Source organism: Stenotrophomonas sp. YJH_SMC_130 (genome assembly GCF_059369035.1).
This window is the reverse complement of the sequence record NZ_JCAFSH010000003.1, coordinates 70135-87967: the sequence shown is the minus strand read 5'-3', so window position 1 is coordinate 87967 and position 17833 is coordinate 70135. Positions and strand designations below refer to the sequence as shown.

At 65.1% G+C, this 17833-nt stretch carries 23 protein-coding genes and 1 tRNA gene; 21 read left to right on the top strand and 3 right to left on the bottom strand.

From position 1 onward, the window contains the following. Positions 1-30 precede the first annotated feature (30 nt). On the bottom strand, positions 31-300 hold the full coding sequence (locus AC5P5V_RS06670; protein ID WP_495215844.1) for a hypothetical protein: 270 nt from the start codon (positions 298-300) through the stop codon (positions 31-33). Between the two features lie 39 nt (positions 301-339). Here AC5P5V_RS06670 and AC5P5V_RS06665 point away from each other — a divergent pair, with 39 nt between their 5' ends. Further along, positions 340-888, top strand: a complete 549-nt coding sequence (locus AC5P5V_RS06665) for a hypothetical protein (RefSeq protein WP_495215843.1) — start codon at positions 340-342, stop codon at positions 886-888. A gap of 23 nt (positions 889-911) precedes the next feature. Here AC5P5V_RS06665 and AC5P5V_RS06660 read toward each other — a convergent pair whose 3' ends face one another. Further along, positions 912-1259, bottom strand: a complete 348-nt coding sequence (locus AC5P5V_RS06660; protein ID WP_141098897.1) for a hypothetical protein — start codon at positions 1257-1259, stop codon at positions 912-914. Between the two features lie 90 nt (positions 1260-1349). Here AC5P5V_RS06660 and AC5P5V_RS06655 point away from each other — a divergent pair. From AC5P5V_RS06655 to AC5P5V_RS06630, 6 genes are all read left to right on the top strand, one after another. Continuing rightward, positions 1350-1434 (top strand) — tRNA-Tyr (locus AC5P5V_RS06655). Between the two features lie 144 nt (positions 1435-1578). Then, the gene (locus AC5P5V_RS06650) at positions 1579-2343 is read left to right on the top strand and encodes a DNA adenine methylase (protein WP_231352327.1); all 765 of its coding nucleotides are present in this window, start codon (positions 1579-1581) and stop codon (positions 2341-2343) included. A gap of 70 nt (positions 2344-2413) precedes the next feature. Beyond that, a complete protein-coding gene (locus AC5P5V_RS06645; RefSeq protein WP_231352326.1) occupies positions 2414-2902 on the top strand; it encodes a glycoside hydrolase family 24 protein in 489 nt (162 codons plus the stop codon). An 8-nt stretch (positions 2903-2910) separates the two neighbouring features. Further along, positions 2911-3354: a hypothetical protein gene (locus AC5P5V_RS06640; RefSeq protein ID WP_223224762.1), complete on the top strand. Its 444-nt coding sequence runs from the start codon at positions 2911-2913 to the stop codon at positions 3352-3354. Further along, complete coding sequence (locus tag AC5P5V_RS06635) at positions 3351-3833, top strand: hypothetical protein (RefSeq protein ID WP_231352325.1); 483 nt, start codon at positions 3351-3353, stop codon at positions 3831-3833. Before AC5P5V_RS06640 ends, AC5P5V_RS06635 begins: the two co-directional genes overlap by 4 nt. A gap of 1 nt (position 3834) precedes the next feature. Beyond that, positions 3835-4107 carry a hypothetical protein gene (locus tag AC5P5V_RS06630; protein ID WP_231352324.1) on the top strand — a complete coding sequence of 91 codons (273 nt, stop codon included), beginning with the start codon at positions 3835-3837 and terminating at the stop codon, positions 4105-4107. Positions 4108-4155: 48 nt separating this feature from the next. Here AC5P5V_RS06630 and AC5P5V_RS06625 read toward each other — a convergent pair whose 3' ends face one another. Beyond that, the gene (locus AC5P5V_RS06625) at positions 4156-4365 is read right to left on the bottom strand and encodes a YegP family protein (protein WP_231352323.1); all 210 of its coding nucleotides are present in this window, start codon (positions 4363-4365) and stop codon (positions 4156-4158) included. A 264-nt stretch (positions 4366-4629) separates the two neighbouring features. On the opposite strand from AC5P5V_RS06625, the gene AC5P5V_RS06620 reads away from it, so the two are divergent. From AC5P5V_RS06620 to AC5P5V_RS06555, 14 genes are all read left to right on the top strand, one after another. Beyond that, a complete protein-coding gene (locus AC5P5V_RS06620) occupies positions 4630-5133 on the top strand; it encodes a DUF1441 family protein (RefSeq protein WP_008265668.1) in 504 nt (167 codons plus the stop codon). Positions 5134-5155: 22 nt separating this feature from the next. Beyond that, the gene (locus AC5P5V_RS06615) at positions 5156-7195 is read left to right on the top strand and encodes a terminase gpA endonuclease subunit (RefSeq protein ID WP_234413089.1); all 2040 of its coding nucleotides are present in this window, start codon (positions 5156-5158) and stop codon (positions 7193-7195) included. A gap of 1 nt (position 7196) precedes the next feature. Continuing rightward, complete coding sequence (locus AC5P5V_RS06610; protein ID WP_049461274.1) at positions 7197-7412, top strand: phage head-tail joining protein; 216 nt, start codon at positions 7197-7199, stop codon at positions 7410-7412. Next, entirely contained in the window at positions 7339-8886 is a 1548-nt protein-coding gene (locus AC5P5V_RS06605) for a phage portal protein (protein ID WP_495215842.1), read from the top strand. Before AC5P5V_RS06610 ends, AC5P5V_RS06605 begins: the two co-directional genes overlap by 74 nt. Continuing rightward, positions 8876-10237: a S49 family peptidase gene (locus tag AC5P5V_RS06600; RefSeq protein WP_495215841.1), complete on the top strand. Its 1362-nt coding sequence runs from the start codon at positions 8876-8878 to the stop codon at positions 10235-10237. The genes AC5P5V_RS06605 and AC5P5V_RS06600 overlap by 11 nt, the downstream gene beginning before the upstream one ends. 2 nt (positions 10238-10239) lie before the next feature. Beyond that, positions 10240-10929 carry a head decoration protein gene (locus AC5P5V_RS06595; protein WP_495215840.1) on the top strand — a complete coding sequence of 230 codons (690 nt, stop codon included), beginning with the start codon at positions 10240-10242 and terminating at the stop codon, positions 10927-10929. Between the two features lie 87 nt (positions 10930-11016). Next, positions 11017-12018, top strand: a complete 1002-nt coding sequence (locus tag AC5P5V_RS06590) for a major capsid protein (protein ID WP_180890523.1) — start codon at positions 11017-11019, stop codon at positions 12016-12018. Between the two features lie 45 nt (positions 12019-12063). Next, the gene (locus AC5P5V_RS06585) at positions 12064-12822 is read left to right on the top strand and encodes a hypothetical protein (protein ID WP_053494410.1); all 759 of its coding nucleotides are present in this window, start codon (positions 12064-12066) and stop codon (positions 12820-12822) included. Then, entirely contained in the window at positions 12819-13151 is a 333-nt protein-coding gene (locus tag AC5P5V_RS06580) for a head-tail joining protein (RefSeq protein WP_235643172.1), read from the top strand. Before AC5P5V_RS06585 ends, AC5P5V_RS06580 begins: the two co-directional genes overlap by 4 nt. After that, positions 13144-13599, top strand: coding sequence for a hypothetical protein (locus AC5P5V_RS06575; protein WP_235643171.1), 456 nt, complete (start codon positions 13144-13146; stop codon positions 13597-13599). The genes AC5P5V_RS06580 and AC5P5V_RS06575 overlap by 8 nt, the downstream gene beginning before the upstream one ends. 36 nt (positions 13600-13635) lie before the next feature. Beyond that, positions 13636-14391, top strand: coding sequence for a phage tail tube protein (locus AC5P5V_RS06570; RefSeq protein ID WP_495215839.1), 756 nt, complete (start codon positions 13636-13638; stop codon positions 14389-14391). 3 nt (positions 14392-14394) lie between these two features. Beyond that, the gene (locus AC5P5V_RS06565; RefSeq protein WP_495215838.1) at positions 14395-14805 is read left to right on the top strand and encodes a DUF6631 family protein; all 411 of its coding nucleotides are present in this window, start codon (positions 14395-14397) and stop codon (positions 14803-14805) included. A 41-nt stretch (positions 14806-14846) separates the two neighbouring features. After that, entirely contained in the window at positions 14847-15041 is a 195-nt protein-coding gene (locus AC5P5V_RS06560) for a hypothetical protein (RefSeq protein ID WP_495215837.1), read from the top strand. Next, positions 15034-17805: a phage tail tape measure protein gene (locus tag AC5P5V_RS06555; protein ID WP_495215836.1), complete on the top strand. Its 2772-nt coding sequence runs from the start codon at positions 15034-15036 to the stop codon at positions 17803-17805. The genes AC5P5V_RS06560 and AC5P5V_RS06555 overlap by 8 nt, the downstream gene beginning before the upstream one ends. Positions 17806-17833: the final 28 nt, after the last annotated feature.

Sequence of the window (17833 nt, the reverse complement as noted above, 5' to 3'; positions counted from 1 at the left end):
CCTGGAGGGGAGGGAAGGCCCTATCAGGTGTCAGGTCGACGGCAGCGTGTGGGACGTCTGGCAGGACGGCCGGTCGCGCTGGGTCAGCAACTGCGAGGTGGTCTGATGTCGGCAGTAGCCGCGGCCGCGGCGGCCCTGACGCCGTGCGGCCACTGCGGCAGCGACGAAGTGCGCATGCGCGCGCGGGGCGGCGCCAGCAGCCGGCGCACCGCGCAGGTCATGTGCGCGCGCTGCAGCGCCCAGAGTGAGCTGTGCGTCGGCGCAGACGCGGAAGCTCAGGCGGTCAAGGCGTGGGGACACAAACCCAACGTGCCTCCGGCGCCGCCGGCGGTGGGTCTGATGCGCGGCAGAACGCCGATTCCGGAACCCACCCTGCAGCGCGATCCGCTCGAGCTGATCGCCCGCATGCTGGTCGGCGGAAGTTTCCGCGAGCCATCGAACGGCCGGTCGTCCATACAGCCATTGACGTCCGCCGACATTGCAGGTGCCGTCGGGTTAATGAGGGATCCAGTTGCCAAGCAGGCTGCTGTAGCGGTTGCGCTGCGGGGGCAGGGCGTGTCCTTAGCCTCGCTCGGGCGGGCGCTGGCCAGGCGTGTGATGCGACAGATCCAATGGGATCGGTGGCACGGCTCACGGCCCGTGCTTCGAATGGATGATCCGGCCGACCGGTGGCGCATGAGGCTGGTACTGCAGGACGCGGTGAACGACCTGGTGTGGCCCGAGCGGAAGACTGCTGCGCAGGACGCAGCTAAGGCGGTGAAGATGAGGAAGGGCGACTACCTGCGCGTGTATGGAATCGCGGCAGCGACGCTCTGGCAAGCACTCGAAGATGGCCGGCAAGAGTTCAAGGTCAGGTTGTTTGCAGGACGCCAGGGCGGATCGGTTTAGATCCGCCCTGGAATCAGGCTGCATCAGATAATGCTATGGCCGTCATAGCCGGCATGCCCCATCCCGGCCTTGAGCGAGTTAAACGCATGCTGCGCTTCGGGAAGCGTCTTGTAAGGGAAGGAATATTCCTTACCATTCTTGAGGTACACGTCAACACGAGGAACGTTGGGATTGAGCTCGAATGACGAAATTTCGTCGGCAACAATTGCAACGTTCGGGAAATTGATGGTAAAGCCCACTTGAAACGCTCCTTGTAGAATCGGACTGCTGTTAAGCAACATTACCGCACTCGCGGCGAAACTTACCGCATTCGCGCGAATGCGGTAAGGAACCTTACCGCAGTTGCAGCGGGAACCGGGATTGTTGTCCAATCGATACCGTGGGCGAGATTCCGATCCGTTCCACTCAACGGCCGCAGGCCTGGACTCGGGAGGTCCAGTCACCTGCGGTTCGTCGTTTCTGGGGCGGGTTGCCAGATGGGCGCTGGGCCGGACTGTAAATCCGGCGTCTGTGACTCGCGTGGTTCGACTCCACGTCGCCCCACCATTAAACAGAGCGGCGCCTGGATGCCTGCAAGCACCCAGGCGCCGCCGCAGTACACGCGTTTCGCCCGCGTGCCATTGGCTTAAGCCCTGCCGCTCTCCGGAGAGCGCGCGCAGTTTGCTTAACGAATGTCGCACAGGTTGAGACTTGAAGACGAAGACATTGTTCCCCTGGCCGGGCGGTAAGACACGCTTGGCGAAGCACCTGCTGCCGCTGATCAACGAGCGGCCCCATACCTGCTATGTCGAAGCCTTTGCTGGCAGCGCCGCCATGCTGTTCGAGCGTGCACCGGCCAAGATTGAAGTTCTGAACGACACGCACGGAGAGCTGGTGAGGCTGTACCGAGTGGTTGCCAACCACCTGGACGAGTTCGTTCGGCACTTCCGGTGGTCGCTGACCAGCCGGGAAATGTACCGGTGGGCCCAACTGCAGCACGTCGACTCGCTTACCGACATCCAGCGTGCCGCGCGGTTCTACTACCTGCAGAAGCTGAGCTTCGGCGGAAAGGTACATGGTCAGTCGTTGGGTGTAGGCCCGACGGCAGTGAAGCGCATCAACCTGCTCCGATTGGAACAGGATCTGAGTGATGCGCACCTCCGACTGCAGGGGGTGGTGATCGAACAATTGACTTGGCAGCGGTGCATCGAGAAGTACGATCGTCCCGAAACGTTGTTCCTGCTCGACCCTCCGTATTGGGAGACCACGGGCTATGGAAGCGAGTTCGGCATGGATCAGTACGAGCTGTTGGCTGAAACCATGAGCCAGCTCAAAGGCCGGGCAATCCTGACTATCAACGATCACCCCGCTATGAGCGCGCTGTTCGATCGCTTCAGTCGGGTCAGCGTGCCCATCCGCTACACCGTGGGTGGTGGCCAAGGCGTTGCGCGGAGCGAGCTCATCTATACAACCTAGTCAGGCATCGGGTCTGGCTGGGTACCGTGCTCCGCCTACGCGGCTGGGCTGAACCTCTGCAGGAACCGAAATGACGCAGATCACTCCCCAACAGGCTGGCGGCGTGAACGTCGTGGCCTTTCTCGACATGCTGGCCTGGTCCGAAGGGACGGACAACGGCAGGCAGCCCACGAACGACCGCGGCTACGACGTGCTGGTCGGTGGTGGCTTGTTCCGGGGCTACGCCGACCATCCTCGCGTGCTGGTGGACCTTCCGAAGCTCAAGATCCAGTCCACTGCGGCAGGCCGGTACCAGCTGCTGCGGCGCTACTACGACGCGTACAAGAAGACGCTCGGCCTCAAGGACTTTTCGCCCTTGAGCCAGGATCTGATTGCGCTGCAGCAGATCCGTGAGCGCCGCGCGCTTCCGCTGATCCAGGCGGGCAAGATCCCGGAGGCTATCAAGGCGGTCAGCAACATCTGGGCCAGCCTGCCGGGCGCTGGTTACGGCCAGCACGAACACAAGATTGCCGACCTGTTGGCCGTGTACCGCAAGGCCGGCGGGACGGTGGTGCCGTGACTGAGCCCGTGAGCACACTGAAAACCATCGTCGGGACGTTCACCGCGGCTGTTGTGGCGCCGGCGACAGCCGACGCGCTGCGTGAGGCCGAACGGGTGATCCTTGGCGTACCGCAGTCCGTGCTGCTGGTTGCCATGGCGGGAGCGCTGATCGGGGTCCTGCTGCTTCCGGAGAAGGACGCGGAACGGGTGGCCGCTGACGCCAGCCGCCGGCGCGGTCATCGTCTCCTGCAGACCGCGGCGCGCTGGGCCGCCCTGGCTGTCGCGGTCGTGGCCTACGCGATCGTGGCCGCCTGGGTCATCGCCGTTGCAGCATCCATCTGGCCGGCGCTGGCGGGCGCCCCGCAGCTGCCCCTGGCCGGCCTGTCGGGCGTCTTGATCCGCCGGCTGTTGCCCGGCTACGTGCGCATGGTGGAGCGAGCCACCGGTGCGATCGGAGGCGATAAGCCATGAGCGTACTGATTCGTTTCTTTCGCGCGCTGTGGACGCTGATCGTAGGCGCCGCTGCCGACGCGCTGCAGTGGCTGAGCAAGCCCGGCAGCAAGGTCAAGCTGGTGTGTGCGGTGCTGGCGTTCGGCTGCATGGTGTCCGGGCTGACTGCCTGGGAGAGGGAGCAGAAGATCCGCGACCTGAGCGCCCAGGTGATCAAGGTCCGGGCCGACTGGCAGGCCGATGCCGCCCGACTGCAGGCCGACGTGGACAGCCGCGATCAGCGGCTTGCTGAGGTGGCCGCCGCACTGAGGGCGGAAGCCGAGAAGCTGGAAGCCCTGAAGGCAGAGAGCGCGGCAGCACTTCAGGGCCTGGCCGGAAAGATCGAGGCTTCCGAGAAGGAGGCCTCCACCTGGCGCGGCCGCTACGAACAACGGCCGGACACCTGCAAGGCAGCACTGGAGCTGCTCGATTCCGCCTGCCCAGCACTGAAGGGGTACTGATATGCGCACCATCGTGGTTGCTACCGCTGCGCTGCTGGCCGCGTGCCATGCAGCACCTACCAAGCCGAACGCGCCGCCGGCAGCCGTCATCACGGTTCCGGTGGCCACCTACGTGCCGATCGACGCCCAGCTGCGGAAGCGCTGTATGTGGGTGAAGGAAGCGGCGCCGTCTGCCGTATTCGAGGTGAGCAACGGCCGGAAGCGTTGCCTGCTGCAGTACGAGGCGCAGTTCGATGCCATCGACCAGGTGCAGGGGAAGCCGGCAGCACAGTAGGTGGCCATCATTAAAAGGAAGGCGGCGCAGTGTGCGCCGCCCCCTCGGTCATTCAATCCATTTCTCGTTGTCTGCATCCCAGATAGCGGCGACCGCAGCAATCGAAGCGACCAGCCTTGTTCCATGAACGCAGTCGCCTCGGTTCTTGTAGCCCTCACCGCTGTCTGCGATCACCTTGCCGTTCTGAGCGAAGAGGCGCCAACGGAACTCACCAGCACTGTCCTTATAGACGACGAACTGCTCGGGATTACCTGCCATGTCGTTCTCCTAGCGACCGGAATGGTCGAGGTGACTCTATGTGACGGGGATCACACCTCGCCATGGACAGCCCTGTGGACAACTTGTTGGCAACGTGTGCGCGGGGGCCCCCGGGCTTACCCACAGCAACCGGGGGGAATTCGGACCCCGGTCAAAGACAGTTTTTCGGCCTCTATGGTGCTCCACCACAGGGCACGGTTTTGGCGGGTTTTCCCGGGAGAAACCCAATTTTCATAGCTGAATAGGTTGCGCATCGAGTAGCACATGGCCGACATCCACGAATTCACCAAGGGCTGGTCCGTGGCCAGGCTGGCGGATGAGTTCGGAATGGACCGCCGAACGGCCAGCAAGCGGCTGAAGGAGGCCGGCGTCCCGCCGCTGACCAAGCGCGCTGGGCACGACGTCTATCGTCTGGCCGATGCAGCACCGGCGCTGGTGAACCCGGGTGCCGCGGCGTTCGGCGCGGAGGGCGTGGTCGATCCGCGCGACCTGCCGCCGATGGAGCGCCGCGCCTACTACCAGTCGGAGAACGAGCGCCTGAAGGTCGAGTCGACCATCGGGCAGCTGGTGCCGGCCGCAGAGGTCGAGGCCGACTACGCCGAGCTGGTGAAGAAGGTCGTGCAGTTCTTCGACACGCTACCTGACGTGCTCGAGCGCAAGGCCGGGCTCACGCCGGAGCAGGTGGTCAAGGTGCAGGACGAGTGCGATCGCGTCCGGCAATCCATGTACGAGGGCATCACCGATGACGACGTACGCGACAGCGCGTAGCGTGCGCCAAGGCGTTGCCGAGATGATCCGGCCGCCGCGCCGCATCAGGGTGAGCGAGGGAGCGCGCGTGCTGCAGGTGGCCAATGCCGCCGGCGCAGCCGGATCTTGGGATCCAGACACGACGCCCTACATGGTCGAGCCGCTGGACACGACCGGTAGCCGCCACTACGAGGCGGTGGTGTTCGTAGGGCCGGCGCGGTCTGGCAAGACCATCTCGCTGATCGATGCGCGCTTGGCCTATCTGATCACCTGCAACCCGGCCGACGCCATGGTTGTGCAGATGTCCAAGGATGCGGCCGAGGACTACAGCAAGACCCGTATCGCCCGCAGCATCGCCGCCAGCCCGGAGCTGCGCTCCCGGCTGAGCCCGCGTGCCCACGACGACAACATCCTGCTGAAGTTCTTCCGGTCGGGAATGTCGTTGCGCATGGGCTGGCCGTCGGTGTCGGTGCTGTCGGGCAAGGACATCCACGACGTCCTGATGACGGACGTGGACAACTACACCGGCGACCTGACTATCGACGAGTGCTTCGGCCTTGGCCTGAAGCGCACGCAGACCTACATGTCCGCCGGCATGGTGGTGGCCGAATCGAGCCCGGCAACCGACTACGCCGACGGTGCGTGGAAGCCTCTGCACCCACACCAAGGCCCGCCGGCGGCCGGCATCGCGGCGCTGTACGCGCGCGGCGACCGCCGACGCTGGTACTGGCCATGCCCGGAGTGCGGCGAGCGGTTTCAGGCAGCGCCAGGCTATGACGGCTTCGCGCTACCGCCGATGGAGGAACTGCTCGAACGGGTCGTGCTGGACGACGTGCAGAAGATGGCGCGGCATTACTCGCTGCTGCACTGTCCGCACTGCGGTGTGGGCCTGCAGCACCGGTGGAAGGACGGGATGAACCGCAGCGGCGTGTGGGCTGCGGAGGGCCAGGTCGTGCACGCCGACGGAACGGTCACCGGTGAAAGGCCGGAAGCGCGCATCGCCAGCTACTGGCTGGGTGGTGTTGCAGCCGCCTACCAGTCCTGGGAATCGCTGATCGAGCGCTACTTCCAGGCACTGCGGACGTTCGCCACCACCGGTGAAGAGCGGCCGCTGAAGACCACGCACAACGTCGACGGCGCGATCAACTACGTGCCGATGGCAGCGCGCTCTGCCAGTGATCCGAACGAGATGCAGGAGCGCGCCGAGGTCTGGCCTGCGGGTGCTGTGCCGGCGGGCGTGCGTTTCCTGCTCGGTGAGGTCGACGTCCAGGCCAACCGGTTCGTCGTGCTGGTGCTGGGCTTTGGCATCGGAGAATCCGGGCAACTGGAGCGCTGGGTGGTCGATTCCTTCACCCTGCGCACCTCCAAGCGGGAGGACGGTTCGGGCGGCTTCCTGCCACTGGACCCGCCGAAGTACCTGGAAGACTGGGAACGCCTGGTCGAAAAGGTCATCAGCCGGCGCTACCCGCTGGACGATGCCACCGGCCGCAGCATGCCGGTGCATGCAGTGGGTATCGACTGGGGCGGCAAGTCGGGCACCTCGGTGCGCGCGCTGGAGTTCTGGCGTTCGCTCAAGGCCAGGAAGCTGCACGCCAGGGTCAGGCTGATCAAGGGCGACGCGCGCCGCGAGGGTGGGCTGTTCCGGGAGACCTTCCCGGACAGCAGCAAGCGCCGGGACCGCAAATCAGGGTCGAAGGGCGATGTGCCGCAGCTGCTGCTCAACGTGGACCGACTGAAGGACACGGTGGATGCCAACATCAAGCGGGCCGAGCCCGGGCCGGGCTACTACCACTTTCCCGACTGGCTGCCCGAGGCGTTCTACGCGGAGCTGACGGCCGAATCGAGGACGGCCCGAGGCTGGGAAAACTTGGCCAAGCGCCGCAACGAAGCCTTCGACCTGTGCGGCTATGCCGAAGGCATGGCGCTGTGGCTGAAGGTTCCGGCCATCAACTGGACCGCGCCGCCGGCATGGGCCGCGCCGTGGGACGACAACCCAGACGTGAGGGCAGACGACGTCGCGCCGGCGCCAACGCCGCGCACGCGAACCCGCCGCGTCATCCGAAGCAAGTACCTGGGACGCTGATATGGCATTTACCAAAGAACAGGTCGCGAAGCTGGAGGCAGCTATCTCGGCGGGCGTCCTGAGCGTCCGCTACGCCGACCGAACTGTGACCTACCAAAGCCTGGACTCGATGCGGCGGCTGCTGAAGCAGATGCGGGACGAGATTGGCCAAGCATCAGGCGCGCCACGGCGTCGCCGCATCGTGCGCCTCTACCAGTCGGGGACCGGAAATGTCTGATATCGCCGAAGGCCCTTACCGCGCCGCCGGCAATGGCCGACGCCTGCGCACTTTCCGTCCGACCTCGCTCGGGCCCAATGCCGCATTGACGGGCCTGTCCACATTGCTGGCCCGGGCACGGCATCTGGCCCGCAATGACCCGTGGATGGTCAGTGCGCTCAACAAGAGCGTATCCAACGGCATCGCCACGGGCATCCAGGCGAAGCCAGTTTGGGGGTCGAAGGAGCACAAGAAGAAGCTCACCAAGCTGTGGACCCGCTGGAGCAAGTACGCTGATGCAGACGGCGTGCTGGGCTGGGAGGGCCTGCAGGCGCTGTCCTGGCGCGAGTGGAACGAAGCCGGCGAGGTGTTCGCCCGGCTCCGCTACCGGCGGCCCGAGGACGGCTTGCCGGTGCCGCTGCAGGTGCAGCTGATCGAATCGGAGCAGTGCCCGCAGCACTACAACGGCGTGGCCAGCAACGGAAACGCGATTCGACAAGGCATTGAGGTCGATCGCATCGGGCGCCGCGTGGCCTACTGGATGTACCGGGAACATCCCGGAGATCTGCAGCAGACCGTCAACGGCAACGAGTTGGTGCGTGTGCCGGCGGAGCAGGTGCTGCACCTCTTCCGGCCGAGCCGCGCCGGTGCAATGCGAGGTGTACCACGCTCCGCTCCGGCTCTGTTGCGCATGTTCAACCTGGACCGCCTCGATGACGCGGTGCTGGAACGGCAGGCGCTGGCCAACCTGTTCGCAGGCTTCATCACCACCGATGCCAATTCGGATGGGGAAGAGGGCGATGCCATCGGAGACCTGATCACCGGTGAGGATGTGGACGGCACCGCCCTCGGTGGCCTTGAACCCGGCACCCTGCAGGAGTTGCCACCCGGCCGAAAGGTCACATTTGCGGCTCCGCCAAGTGCAGGCTCGGACTATGCCGAGTTCCTGCGCGGTCACCTGCTGGCGATTTGCGCCAGCCAGGACGTGCCCTACGAGGTGCTCACCGGCGACCTGCGCAACGTCTCCGACCGCGCGCTGCGCCTGATCCTCAACGAGTTCCGCCGTGTCATCGAGCAGGACCAGTGGCTCTACATGATCCCCATGTTCTGCCAGAAGGTTCGCGACGCCTTCATTGATCAGGCGGTGCTGGCTGGTCTGTTGAAGGTGCCACGGTATGCGGCCCTTCGCGACGACGTGACCGAAACCTTGTGGGTGCCCGAGGGTTGGCCGTGGAGCCACCCGGTGCAGGACGTGACGTCCGAACTCAAGGCTGTGCGGGCCGGCTTCAAATCACGCAGCAAGGTGGTGCTGGGCGCTGGCGAGGATCCCGAACAGGTCGACGCTGAGCAGGCGCTGGACAACGAGCGCGCAGACGCGGCCGGGCTTCGCTACGACAGCGACCCGAGGCGTACGAACGCCTCCGGTGCCCGGCAGGACGACAAACCCGGCGCCCCTGGCGCCAACAACGATGAAGGGAATGACGATGACGAGTAAGCCTGGCCTCTTGGCCCGAATGCTGGGTCGCGGCAGCCGTGCGCCTGTGGTGGCCTCGCTCGCGGCCGCAGTCCTCAATCAGCCGTTGCTGGTGCAGCCGACCATCGGCGAGGCACTGGTGGGCGGCTATCTGGAAGGGAAGGTCACCAGCGACGACAGCGTGCTGAAGGCCGACCGCTTCGAAGTGTCCGGCGCCGACGGGCAGCCGGTGGGCGTCGCCCAGAAACTGATCGGTGTGATCAACCTGTCCGGTGCAATGGTCAACCGGCCGATGCCCGGCGCCAGCGGCCCAGGTCCGGTGAGCTACGCCGCGGTGCGCGACTTCTTCGATGAACTGCTCAACGATGATGCGGTGACCTCCATCATCCTGCGGCTGGACACGCCGGGCGGCATGGCGTCTGGCTGCTTTGACCTGGTCGACCACATCTTCGAGGCGCGTGGCAGGAAGCCGATGTATGCACTGGTCGATGACCACGCGTACTCCGCCGGATTCGCTCTCGCTTCGGCGTGCGACGAGATCTGGGTCAGCCGCACCGGCGGCGTCGGGTCGGTGGGCGTGGTCCGCTTCCACCATGACTGGAGTGGCAACAACGCACAGATCGGCCTGAAGGTCACCCCGCTTTTCGCAGGTGCCCGCAAGGTCGACTTCAACCCCAACTTCCCCCTCAGCGAGGAAGCGCACGCAGAGGCAATGGCGGATCTGGAGGACATGTACACGCTGTTCGTCGATACCGTCGCGCGCAACCTCGACATGGAAGCCGAAGCGGTGCGCGCCACCGAGGCGGCCTGCTACCGCGGCCAGGCCGCTGTGGCGGTGGGTTTTGCTACCCGGCTCGGCACCTGGCACGACCTGATCGCGCACCTCGGCGCGGCCGAAGCGGCACCGCCGCCCGCGCCGGGCGGCGCGGATCCGGACGACGAGCCGGAGGCAGCGGCAACGCCGTTGGTGTCCGAGGCCGCACTCGCGCCGCCGGCAGCCGTCTTGGAGAACCCGACAGCCGCGCTGGCTGCCGCGGTCGCTTCCAGCGATCTACCGCCGTCGCTCGCTGTGGCCCTGCTGCGTCGCGCGCAGCCGGAGGGTGAGCAGGCGGAAAGCGCGATCGAGTACGCGACCGCAGTCCAGGATGCATGCGCGGCTGCACTGCGTGGCGACGACACGATCGCGGCCAGCTTCATCGAGAAGAACACCGACCTCGACACGGTGCGTGCACAGCTGTTGTCGATGAAGGCGGAAGAGGGCCGGAGTACTCAGGTCGTCACCGCACACCCGGCCTCCATGGCCGATCAACGAGCCGCCGAAATGAAGGCGCAGCTGAACCCCAACAACATCTACAAGAACCGAGGTAACTGACGATGGAAATCTCTCTGGCCGGCACCCGCACCGGCGAATTCCTGCTGTCCGAAGCAGGCGGCGAGCGCAGCCGCGAACTGATCCGTCTGCCGGCCGGGCAGGGCATGCTGGCCGCCGGCACCCTGCTCAGGGCCGACAATACCGTAGCCACCAACGGTGCCGATGCAGTGAAGGTGCTCTACGGCCCGGTGGATACCGGTGCGAACGCTGGCGAGCTGGCGGTGAAGGGCGCAGCGATCGCACGCGATGCAGAGGTCTTTGGCGAAAAGCTGGTCTGGGCTGATGGCGTTACCGACGATCAGAAGTTGCTGGCCGCGCTGAGCCTGGCTGAGTCGGGAATCATCACCCGCTGGACCCAGCAGCCGATCGCGTCGAACGCAGCCGATCACCTGGTGTTCGTGTCCGAACCGCTGACCGGCACCGCCGGGGTTGCGCTGGGCCCGATCGTGGTACACGTCAAGGACGTCTTTGGTGCCCTGGTCACCGGCAGCACCGTCAGCGCCACTCTGGCCAAGGCCAGCGGCACCGGAAACCTGGCCGGCGGCGGTGCGAAGGCGGCCGTGGGCGGCGTCATCACCTGGGATGCCGCGACGCTGAGCGCAGCGGGCGACTACACCCTCAAGGTGACGGCCACCGACCTGGGCGAAGCCATCAGCGACACCATCACCATCGCAGCCGCTGCCGGCGGCTGACCGCCGAGCAGCTCCCTCTTCACCCGCTGACCCCTGGCCCCGCTTTCGCGGGGCCTTTTCGTATCCCATTCCAAGAGAGAAATCACCATGGATCTGCAGACCCTTCTGGCTCTGGGCGTGCTGAGCTTCGACGCCCTGAACGCCTACATCAACAACCTGCCGCGCATCTCCACGCGGCTGGCCGACATGCGCCTGTTCCAGGAAGATGGCCTGGTCGGCACCACCATCGTCAAGGTGGGTATCAAGGGCACCAAGCTGGTGCTGGTCCCGAACGTTCCGCGCGGTGCACCCGGCCAGCCCAAGGGGCTGGAGCGTGGCAAGGTGAAGCTGCTGGAAACCACCCACCTGCCGCAGAACTCGACGGTGATGGCTGACCAGCTTCTGGGCGTTTATGACCCGGCCGACCCGGAAGGCGCCAACGTTGCCGCCGTGGTCAACGCGCTGCAGGCGGTGCACAAGCGCGACCTGGACTTCACCATCGAATACCACCGTATGGGCGCGCTGCAGGGCAAGCTGCTCGATGCTGACGGCTCAGTGATCATCGACTTCTACGAGGAATTCGGTGTCAGCCAGATCGTCATCGGCATGGAGCTGAACAAGGACGCCACCAAGGTCCGCGCCAAGTGCATGGCCATCAAGCGCGCAATCGAGGAAAAACTGGGTGGCATTCCGTACACCGGCATCCATGTGTTCTGCAGCGCCGGCTTCTTCGATGCCCTGACCGACCACCCGGACGTCCAGAAGGCCTACGAGCGCTGGCAGGACGGTGCTGCGCTGCGCGATGACGTCCGCAAGGGCTTCGTGTTCGGCGATATCACCTTCGAAGAGCTGCCGGGCAATACCGGCGGGAAGCTGGCCCTTGCCGACGGAGAGGCCATCGCGTTCCCGTTGGGTGTGCCGGACATGTTCCTGACCCGCTTCGCGCCGGCGGACTACCTGGAAACGGTGCGCGGCATCGGCCTGCCGTACTACACCAAGACCGCCCCGATGCGCATGAACAAGGGCATCCAGCTGGAAAGCCAGTCCAACCCGCTCAACATCAACACCCGACCGGACGCGGTGATCCGCCTGAAGGCCGGCGCGAAGTAAGCCAACAGTGCCTGGCCCGCTCCGGCGGGCCAGGCAGGAGGGTGTATGGCCCAGATCAGGATCGGGGTCGACCCCGACAACGTCTTCGGGCGACAGCTGACCGCGCTGGAGCAGTCCCAGCTGCCCTACGCTGCATCGCAGGCCGCCAACAAGGTGGCCTACGAGATCCGCGAGCGCTGGAAGCGCCAGGCGCCGCGGGTGTTCGACCGGCCCACGCCGCTGACAGTCAACGCAGCGATGTACCGCAAGGCCACCAAGGCCCAGCCGTACGCCGAAATCTACCTCCGGGACGAGGCCTTCAAGGGCACGCCGCCGGCGAAGTACCTGCTTGCCGAGGTGGATGGTGGTCAGCGCCGCCGGAAAGGCTTCGAGCGGCTCCTCCAGAGCCGAGGCCTGTTGTCGCCGACGCAGTTTGCGGTGATGGGTCGGGGCGCTCAGGCGAACCAGTACGGCAACGTTCCGGCCGGCCAGGTGACCAAAATCCTGTCGCAGCTGGGCGCCCAGCGGGACCGGTACCAGAACGAGACCAGTGTCAGCCGGAAGCGGCGACGGGGCAAAGGCAACAACCGTGATGGCGAGTACTTCGTGATCACCAAGCGCCGCGGCGTGCTGCGCCCGGGCATCTATGAGCGAATCGGACGCGGATCGGGTGTCCGATCCATCTTCATCTTCACCAACACCGCCGCCTACACGCCGCGCTACGACATCTTCGGCATGGCCGAGGACACCTGGAAGCGGCTGATGCCGTTCTTCCTGAAGCGCGAGCTGGAAAAGGCCATGGAAACCGCGAGGCCCCTGCCTTGAACCAGAAAGCCTTCATGCAGGCCTTCGACGCAGTCGCGTTCGATGCCTTCCGCGCAGCCGGCGTCGCCGATGCTGCCCACTACAAAGATCCGGGCGGCACGGTTGAGGTGCCGTGCACAGTGCTGCTGGACGAGGCCGTGGAGCAGTTCACGCCCGACGATGTGGCGCCCGTTGCGACTACGGTTGATCGGGTGACGCTCCAGTTGGCCGAAATCAGCCCTCGCGCGGGCGGTGTGGTGCGGATTGAGGGCACCGGCCGCCGGCTCAAACTGGTCCAGAAGATCCACGCCGACGAATCGACGGCGGTGTGGGAGGTGGCCAATGTTTGATCGCACCCCCAGCCCGCGGAAGCAGCTGCTGCAGGCGATGGGCAAGACGCTGCAGCTGATCAGCACCGACAACGGCTACCTGACCGATGCCGGTGCCGGTTGGACACTGGAGCCGAAGCCCGGTGATCAGGACACGCAGACTGTGCTGACGGCCGTGATCGAGAAGCAGCAGCGGGCGGAGAGCCCCTCGAAAGTCAACACGCACCGGCTTACCACCGTCAGCGTCATCGCCAAGGTTCCCACCGACACCGAGGGATACCAGCAGGCGCTGGACGACCTGGTGACCGATATCGAGGCGGCCATGGATAGCCAGTGCGTAGCCCGCAACTTCCCCGACGGCATCCAGGTACCGGTGTACGTCGGGATGGAACCGCTGATGCCGGAGAAGGCCAGCGCCGGCTGGGTCGGCGTGCTGATCACCTACCAGACCCACATCCCCAAGAAATAACCCGCCGCACAGCGGCAACCCAACTGGAGAGCCATCATGGCCGAAGACTACAGCTACCTGGGCGCAGGAATCGTCCTGATCCGTGAGTGGAACACCGCTGATCCGTTCTTGGAGATCGGCAATATCTCAGCCTATACCGTGGCGCCGCAGACCAATACCATCGAGCTGGCCGACTACCAGAACCCCGGTGGCGGCACGGCCAACCGTGTCGATCGCGTGACCGGCTATAACCTCAATTACACGTTCCACGACTTCAACCCGGAGAACTTCGCCCGGGCAACTCGCGGCAAGGCCAGCAGCATCGCCGCGGGTACCGTCACCGATGAGCCGGTGCTGGCCGTGCCGGGCAGCTTCGCGCCATTGTCGCGCCTGGCCACGGAGGTGACCGCCGTGAAGCCAGTAACCGGAACCACCGCCTACGAGGCCGGAAAGGACTACCGCTTCGAGCGCGGCATGCTGTTCATCCCGGTAGGTTCTGCGATTGCAGCGCCGGCTGCGATCGGCACCCCAAACATCAAGGTCTCCTACAAGAACGCGGACCTGGGCCACGTTGAAGCTGCGGTCACCTCGCAGAAGTTCTACGAGATGCAGTTCTACGGTGCCAACGAGGCACGCGGCGGCAAGATGGTCCGCCTGGTGGCGCACAAGGTGGCCGGCGGCGTCATCGAGAGCATGGGCCTGATCGGCAATGAGTTCGGCGCGGGAAGCGTGCCCGGCGCGCTGCTCAAGGACTCGTCGAAGGCCACGGGCAACGACAAGTCGGCCTACTTCTACTGGCAGCAGGAGAAGTAAGCCGTGGCCGATGATGACGTGATCGCCCCGCCGACGCGCACGGTTCTTGTACGTGGCGAGAAGGTGGTTGTGGGTCCCCTGCGCCTGGAACAGATCGGTCCGTTCATCACGGCCAGCCGCACCATCATCGCCCGAGTGGCGATGATGGCCGGTGTGGTCGAGGGCGCCGATCGTGCTGGCATCGGTGCCATCCTGCTCGACCTGCTCGAGCAGGACAGCAACGAGATCGCCGCGGCTTTGGGGGTGGCAATCGGACGCGAGGCGGAATGGGTTGCGGGGGCAACGCTGGACGAGATCGCTGACTTGCTGGAGGCGGTTGTCGGGCTCAACAGGGATTTTTTCGCCCTCCGCCTGCGGCGGCTTCTGCTGCAGGCGAAGCTTCCGGCGGAAGAGAGTACGGCCTCGCCGACCTGATCCAGTACCTCATCGCCCACGGACACTCCCGCGCGGAGGTGATGACCTACACCCTGGCACAGCTGCGAGCCTTCACCGCCGCAGCTGCGCAGGTTGAGCGCGACCGCATCGCGGAATTCGCCGTGGCCACCCGCATGGCTATGGCCGCCCCGGCTGCCGACTGGCAGATGTACCTGACTGCTCTGCGCGGCCAGGCCCCGGCACAGCAGCGACAAGGAATATCGAACGATGGCTGATCCTTCAGCAAATCTGCGCGTCCGCATCAGCGCGGACCTGGCCGACATTCGGCAGGGCTTGGGCGTGCTCACTCGCCAGCTGCGCGAGGTGCGCACCGAGGCGGCCAGGCCGCTGCCGACGAAGAACAACATCACGGAGCTGGGGGTCTCTGCAGGGCAGACGGCGCAGGCGATGCGCCAGCTACCGGCGCAGTTCACCGACATCTTCACCAGCCTGCAGGGCGGCATGCCCTTCTTCACAGTGCTGGTGCAGCAGGGTGGCCAGATCAAGGACAGCTTCGGGGGTGTGGAGCCGGCATTGAAGGGGGTCTCGTCGGCGCTGCTGGGGATGGTGAATCCGTATACCGTGGCCGCGGCGGCTGTCGGATTGGTGGTCTACGCCTGGTATGACGCCGAGCAGCAGGCCCAGGCCTACACGAAGGCACTTGTCCTATCGCGCAATGAGGCGGCCGCGACGACCCTGACGCTCGTCACCATGGCTCAGAAGACCAGCGACGCGCTGCAGGTTGCCGCCGGTGTTGGTGCCGAGGCGGCTCAGGCCGTCGGCTCGAACGGGAAGATTGCCGCGCAGAATCTTCAGGACGTGGCCAATGCAGCCGTGGCGATGAAGGAAATCAGCGGGCAGGCGCTCGATGAAACCATCGCCATGTACGCAAAGCTGGCGGAAGACCCGGTCAAAGGAATGCAGAAGCTCAACGAGCAGGTCAACTTCATGACCCTGGCGCTCTACGAGCAGGTGAAGGCGTTGCAGGAGCAGGGCCGGAATCAGGACGCCGTGACTGTGATCACCCGTGCAGCTGCGGATGAAACCGTCATGGCGCTCGCTCGGGTCCGCGCCAGCCAGAACCCGGTGATCCGGGGATTCAAGGACCTGTGGGTAGAGGCCACGAAGGCGTGGTCGGCGATGCAGGTGAACGTCGGCCTCGGGCCTGCTGCCGCACAGATGCAGCAGCTGGTGGCAGAAAACCAGCGGGAACTCGAGAAGCTGAACAATCTGGCCAACGGTACCCAGCGCGGCCTACCGCTGGCCCGTAATCCTATTGCCCTGGCGGCAATGGAGAAGTCCATCAAAGACCGGTCGGAGAAGATCAAGGCATTGGCCGCTGATCTGATCAAAGAGCGCAAGGATGCGGAGGTAAAAGCTGCTCAGGCTGCATCGACCGATTTCATTTCGGAGATGGATTCCATCATCGAGTCCCAGGCCAGCAAGGAAGAGAAGAAGCGGCAAGAGGTAGAGCGTGTTAATGGTGAAGCCGCAGCGGCCCGGCGAAAGGCCCAGGCGTCAGGCCTCATTGCAGAGGCGGAGGCCATCGAGAGGCGGCGCGCCGCCGCAGTCGCGGCCATTGAGAAGAAGTACCGGGAAAAGGCAGCGACCGGCACCGGCGCAGCATCACGGTCCGCCGGCCTACGCGGTTTCAAGGATGATCTGGTAGAGGAACAGGCGCAGATCACGGCGAGCACGCAGATGCTACGTGCACAGTACTCAGCACGCGAGATTACGGCGTCCGAGTACTACAGCCGTATGAGGGAGCTGCTGCAGCAGGGAAATGACGCGCAATCTCGCTCGCTTCAGCGCCAGATTGAATTCCTGCAGAAGCAGGGCGTTAGCGGCAAAGATGCAATCAACGTCAACCGACAGATCGGCGAGCTGGAAGCACGACTGGCCAAGTTGCGTATCGAAGGCGCCGCTGCAGTGGAGGTGCTAGCGAAAGAGGAACAGTCGGCTGCCAAGGCGCGGGAGAACGCAGTCAAAGCCTACGCCAGTGCACTGGATGCCAGTAATGAGGCGCTACGGCGTCAGCTCACGACCCAGGCGCAGCGTGTTGGCATGGGAGATCGCGAGTATGAAATACAGCAGCGGATCAACGAAGCCATCGCGGATGAGGCGGAGAAGCTCCGAGAACTGAGCCTGCAGCGGAACGCGGATCAGATCGATCAGATCACCTTCGAAGAAGAAAGGGCGCTGCTGCATGCCAAGACGCTAGACCGTCTTCAGATCATCAAGAGCGGCTACGACGAGCTGCAGCAGGCCGAGGGAAGCTGGCTGGCAGGCGCCACCGCTGCCTGGGCGAACTACCAGCAGGAGGCCGGCAATGCCGCTCGGCAGATGGGCGACGTGGTCGGAAGTGCCATCGGTGGCTTCGAAGACGCGTGGGTCAAGTTCACCACGACCGGAAAGCTCAGCTTCTCCGACCTCACCAAGTCGGTCCTGGCCGATCTGGCGCGCATCGCCGCGCGGCAGGCGGCAATGGGAATAGTGAACATGTTCGCCAGTGCCTGGGGTGGCGGTGTCACCGCTGCGGGTAACCAGGCGGTCACCGCCGGCACCAGCAGCATCAATAACCAGCTGTTCCAGAACATGAGGGGCGGCTACTCCACCGGCGGGTACACGGGTGACGGTGGTGTTCATCAGCCGGCCGGGGTGGTCCATAAGGGCGAGGTGGTCTGGTCGCAGCGGGATGTGGCGCGCGCGGGTGGCGTCGAGGTGGTTGAGGCGATGCGCAAAGGGCTGAAGGGCTATGACTCGGGCGGAGCTGTGGCTACTCCGGTCGGCTCCGGAATGGCCGCCGGCGCGATCAATGTTCGCGTGATGAACGCGCCAGCGGGCACCACCGCCAGCGCGTCTCGCAACAGTCAGGGCGGCTTCGACATTGAGGTTCTGCTGGGCCAGGTCGACAGCTACATCGGTGGCCAGGTCGCCAGTGGTCAGGGATCAACGTATGCAGCAATGGGGAGCCGATTCGGCTTAAAGGACTCGGTGTGATGACAGCACTACCTTCAGTGGCACGTGT

What these genes read in the sequence shown, in the direction of transcription:
- AC5P5V_RS06625 (WP_231352323.1), bottom strand. Translation starts at nt 4,365, where the DNA reads ATGGCAGGTAATCCCGAGCAGTTCGTCGTCTATAAGGACAGTGCTGGT.
- AC5P5V_RS06615 (WP_234413089.1), top strand. Translation starts at nt 5,156, where the DNA reads ATGATCCGGCCGCCGCGCCGCATCAGGGTGAGCGAGGGAGCGCGCGTG.
- AC5P5V_RS06665 (WP_495215843.1), top strand. Translation starts at nt 340, where the DNA reads ATGCGCGGCAGAACGCCGATTCCGGAACCCACCCTGCAGCGCGATCCG.
- AC5P5V_RS06610 (WP_049461274.1), top strand. Translation starts at nt 7,197, where the DNA reads ATGGCATTTACCAAAGAACAGGTCGCGAAGCTGGAGGCAGCTATCTCG.
- AC5P5V_RS06555 (WP_495215836.1), top strand. Translation starts at nt 15,034, where the DNA reads ATGGCTGATCCTTCAGCAAATCTGCGCGTCCGCATCAGCGCGGACCTG.
- AC5P5V_RS06620 (WP_008265668.1), top strand. Translation starts at nt 4,630, where the DNA reads ATGGCCGACATCCACGAATTCACCAAGGGCTGGTCCGTGGCCAGGCTG.
- AC5P5V_RS06645 (WP_231352326.1), top strand. Translation starts at nt 2,414, where the DNA reads ATGACGCAGATCACTCCCCAACAGGCTGGCGGCGTGAACGTCGTGGCC.
- AC5P5V_RS06635 (WP_231352325.1), top strand. Translation starts at nt 3,351, where the DNA reads ATGAGCGTACTGATTCGTTTCTTTCGCGCGCTGTGGACGCTGATCGTA.
- AC5P5V_RS06595 (WP_495215840.1), top strand. Translation starts at nt 10,240, where the DNA reads ATGGAAATCTCTCTGGCCGGCACCCGCACCGGCGAATTCCTGCTGTCC.
- AC5P5V_RS06630 (WP_231352324.1), top strand. Translation starts at nt 3,835, where the DNA reads ATGCGCACCATCGTGGTTGCTACCGCTGCGCTGCTGGCCGCGTGCCAT.
- AC5P5V_RS06560 (WP_495215837.1), top strand. Translation starts at nt 14,847, where the DNA reads ATGACCTACACCCTGGCACAGCTGCGAGCCTTCACCGCCGCAGCTGCG.
- AC5P5V_RS06575 (WP_235643171.1), top strand. Translation starts at nt 13,144, where the DNA reads ATGTTTGATCGCACCCCCAGCCCGCGGAAGCAGCTGCTGCAGGCGATG.
- AC5P5V_RS06570 (WP_495215839.1), top strand. Translation starts at nt 13,636, where the DNA reads ATGGCCGAAGACTACAGCTACCTGGGCGCAGGAATCGTCCTGATCCGT.
- AC5P5V_RS06585 (WP_053494410.1), top strand. Translation starts at nt 12,064, where the DNA reads ATGGCCCAGATCAGGATCGGGGTCGACCCCGACAACGTCTTCGGGCGA.
- AC5P5V_RS06590 (WP_180890523.1), top strand. Translation starts at nt 11,017, where the DNA reads ATGGATCTGCAGACCCTTCTGGCTCTGGGCGTGCTGAGCTTCGACGCC.
- AC5P5V_RS06600 (WP_495215841.1), top strand. Translation starts at nt 8,876, where the DNA reads ATGACGAGTAAGCCTGGCCTCTTGGCCCGAATGCTGGGTCGCGGCAGC.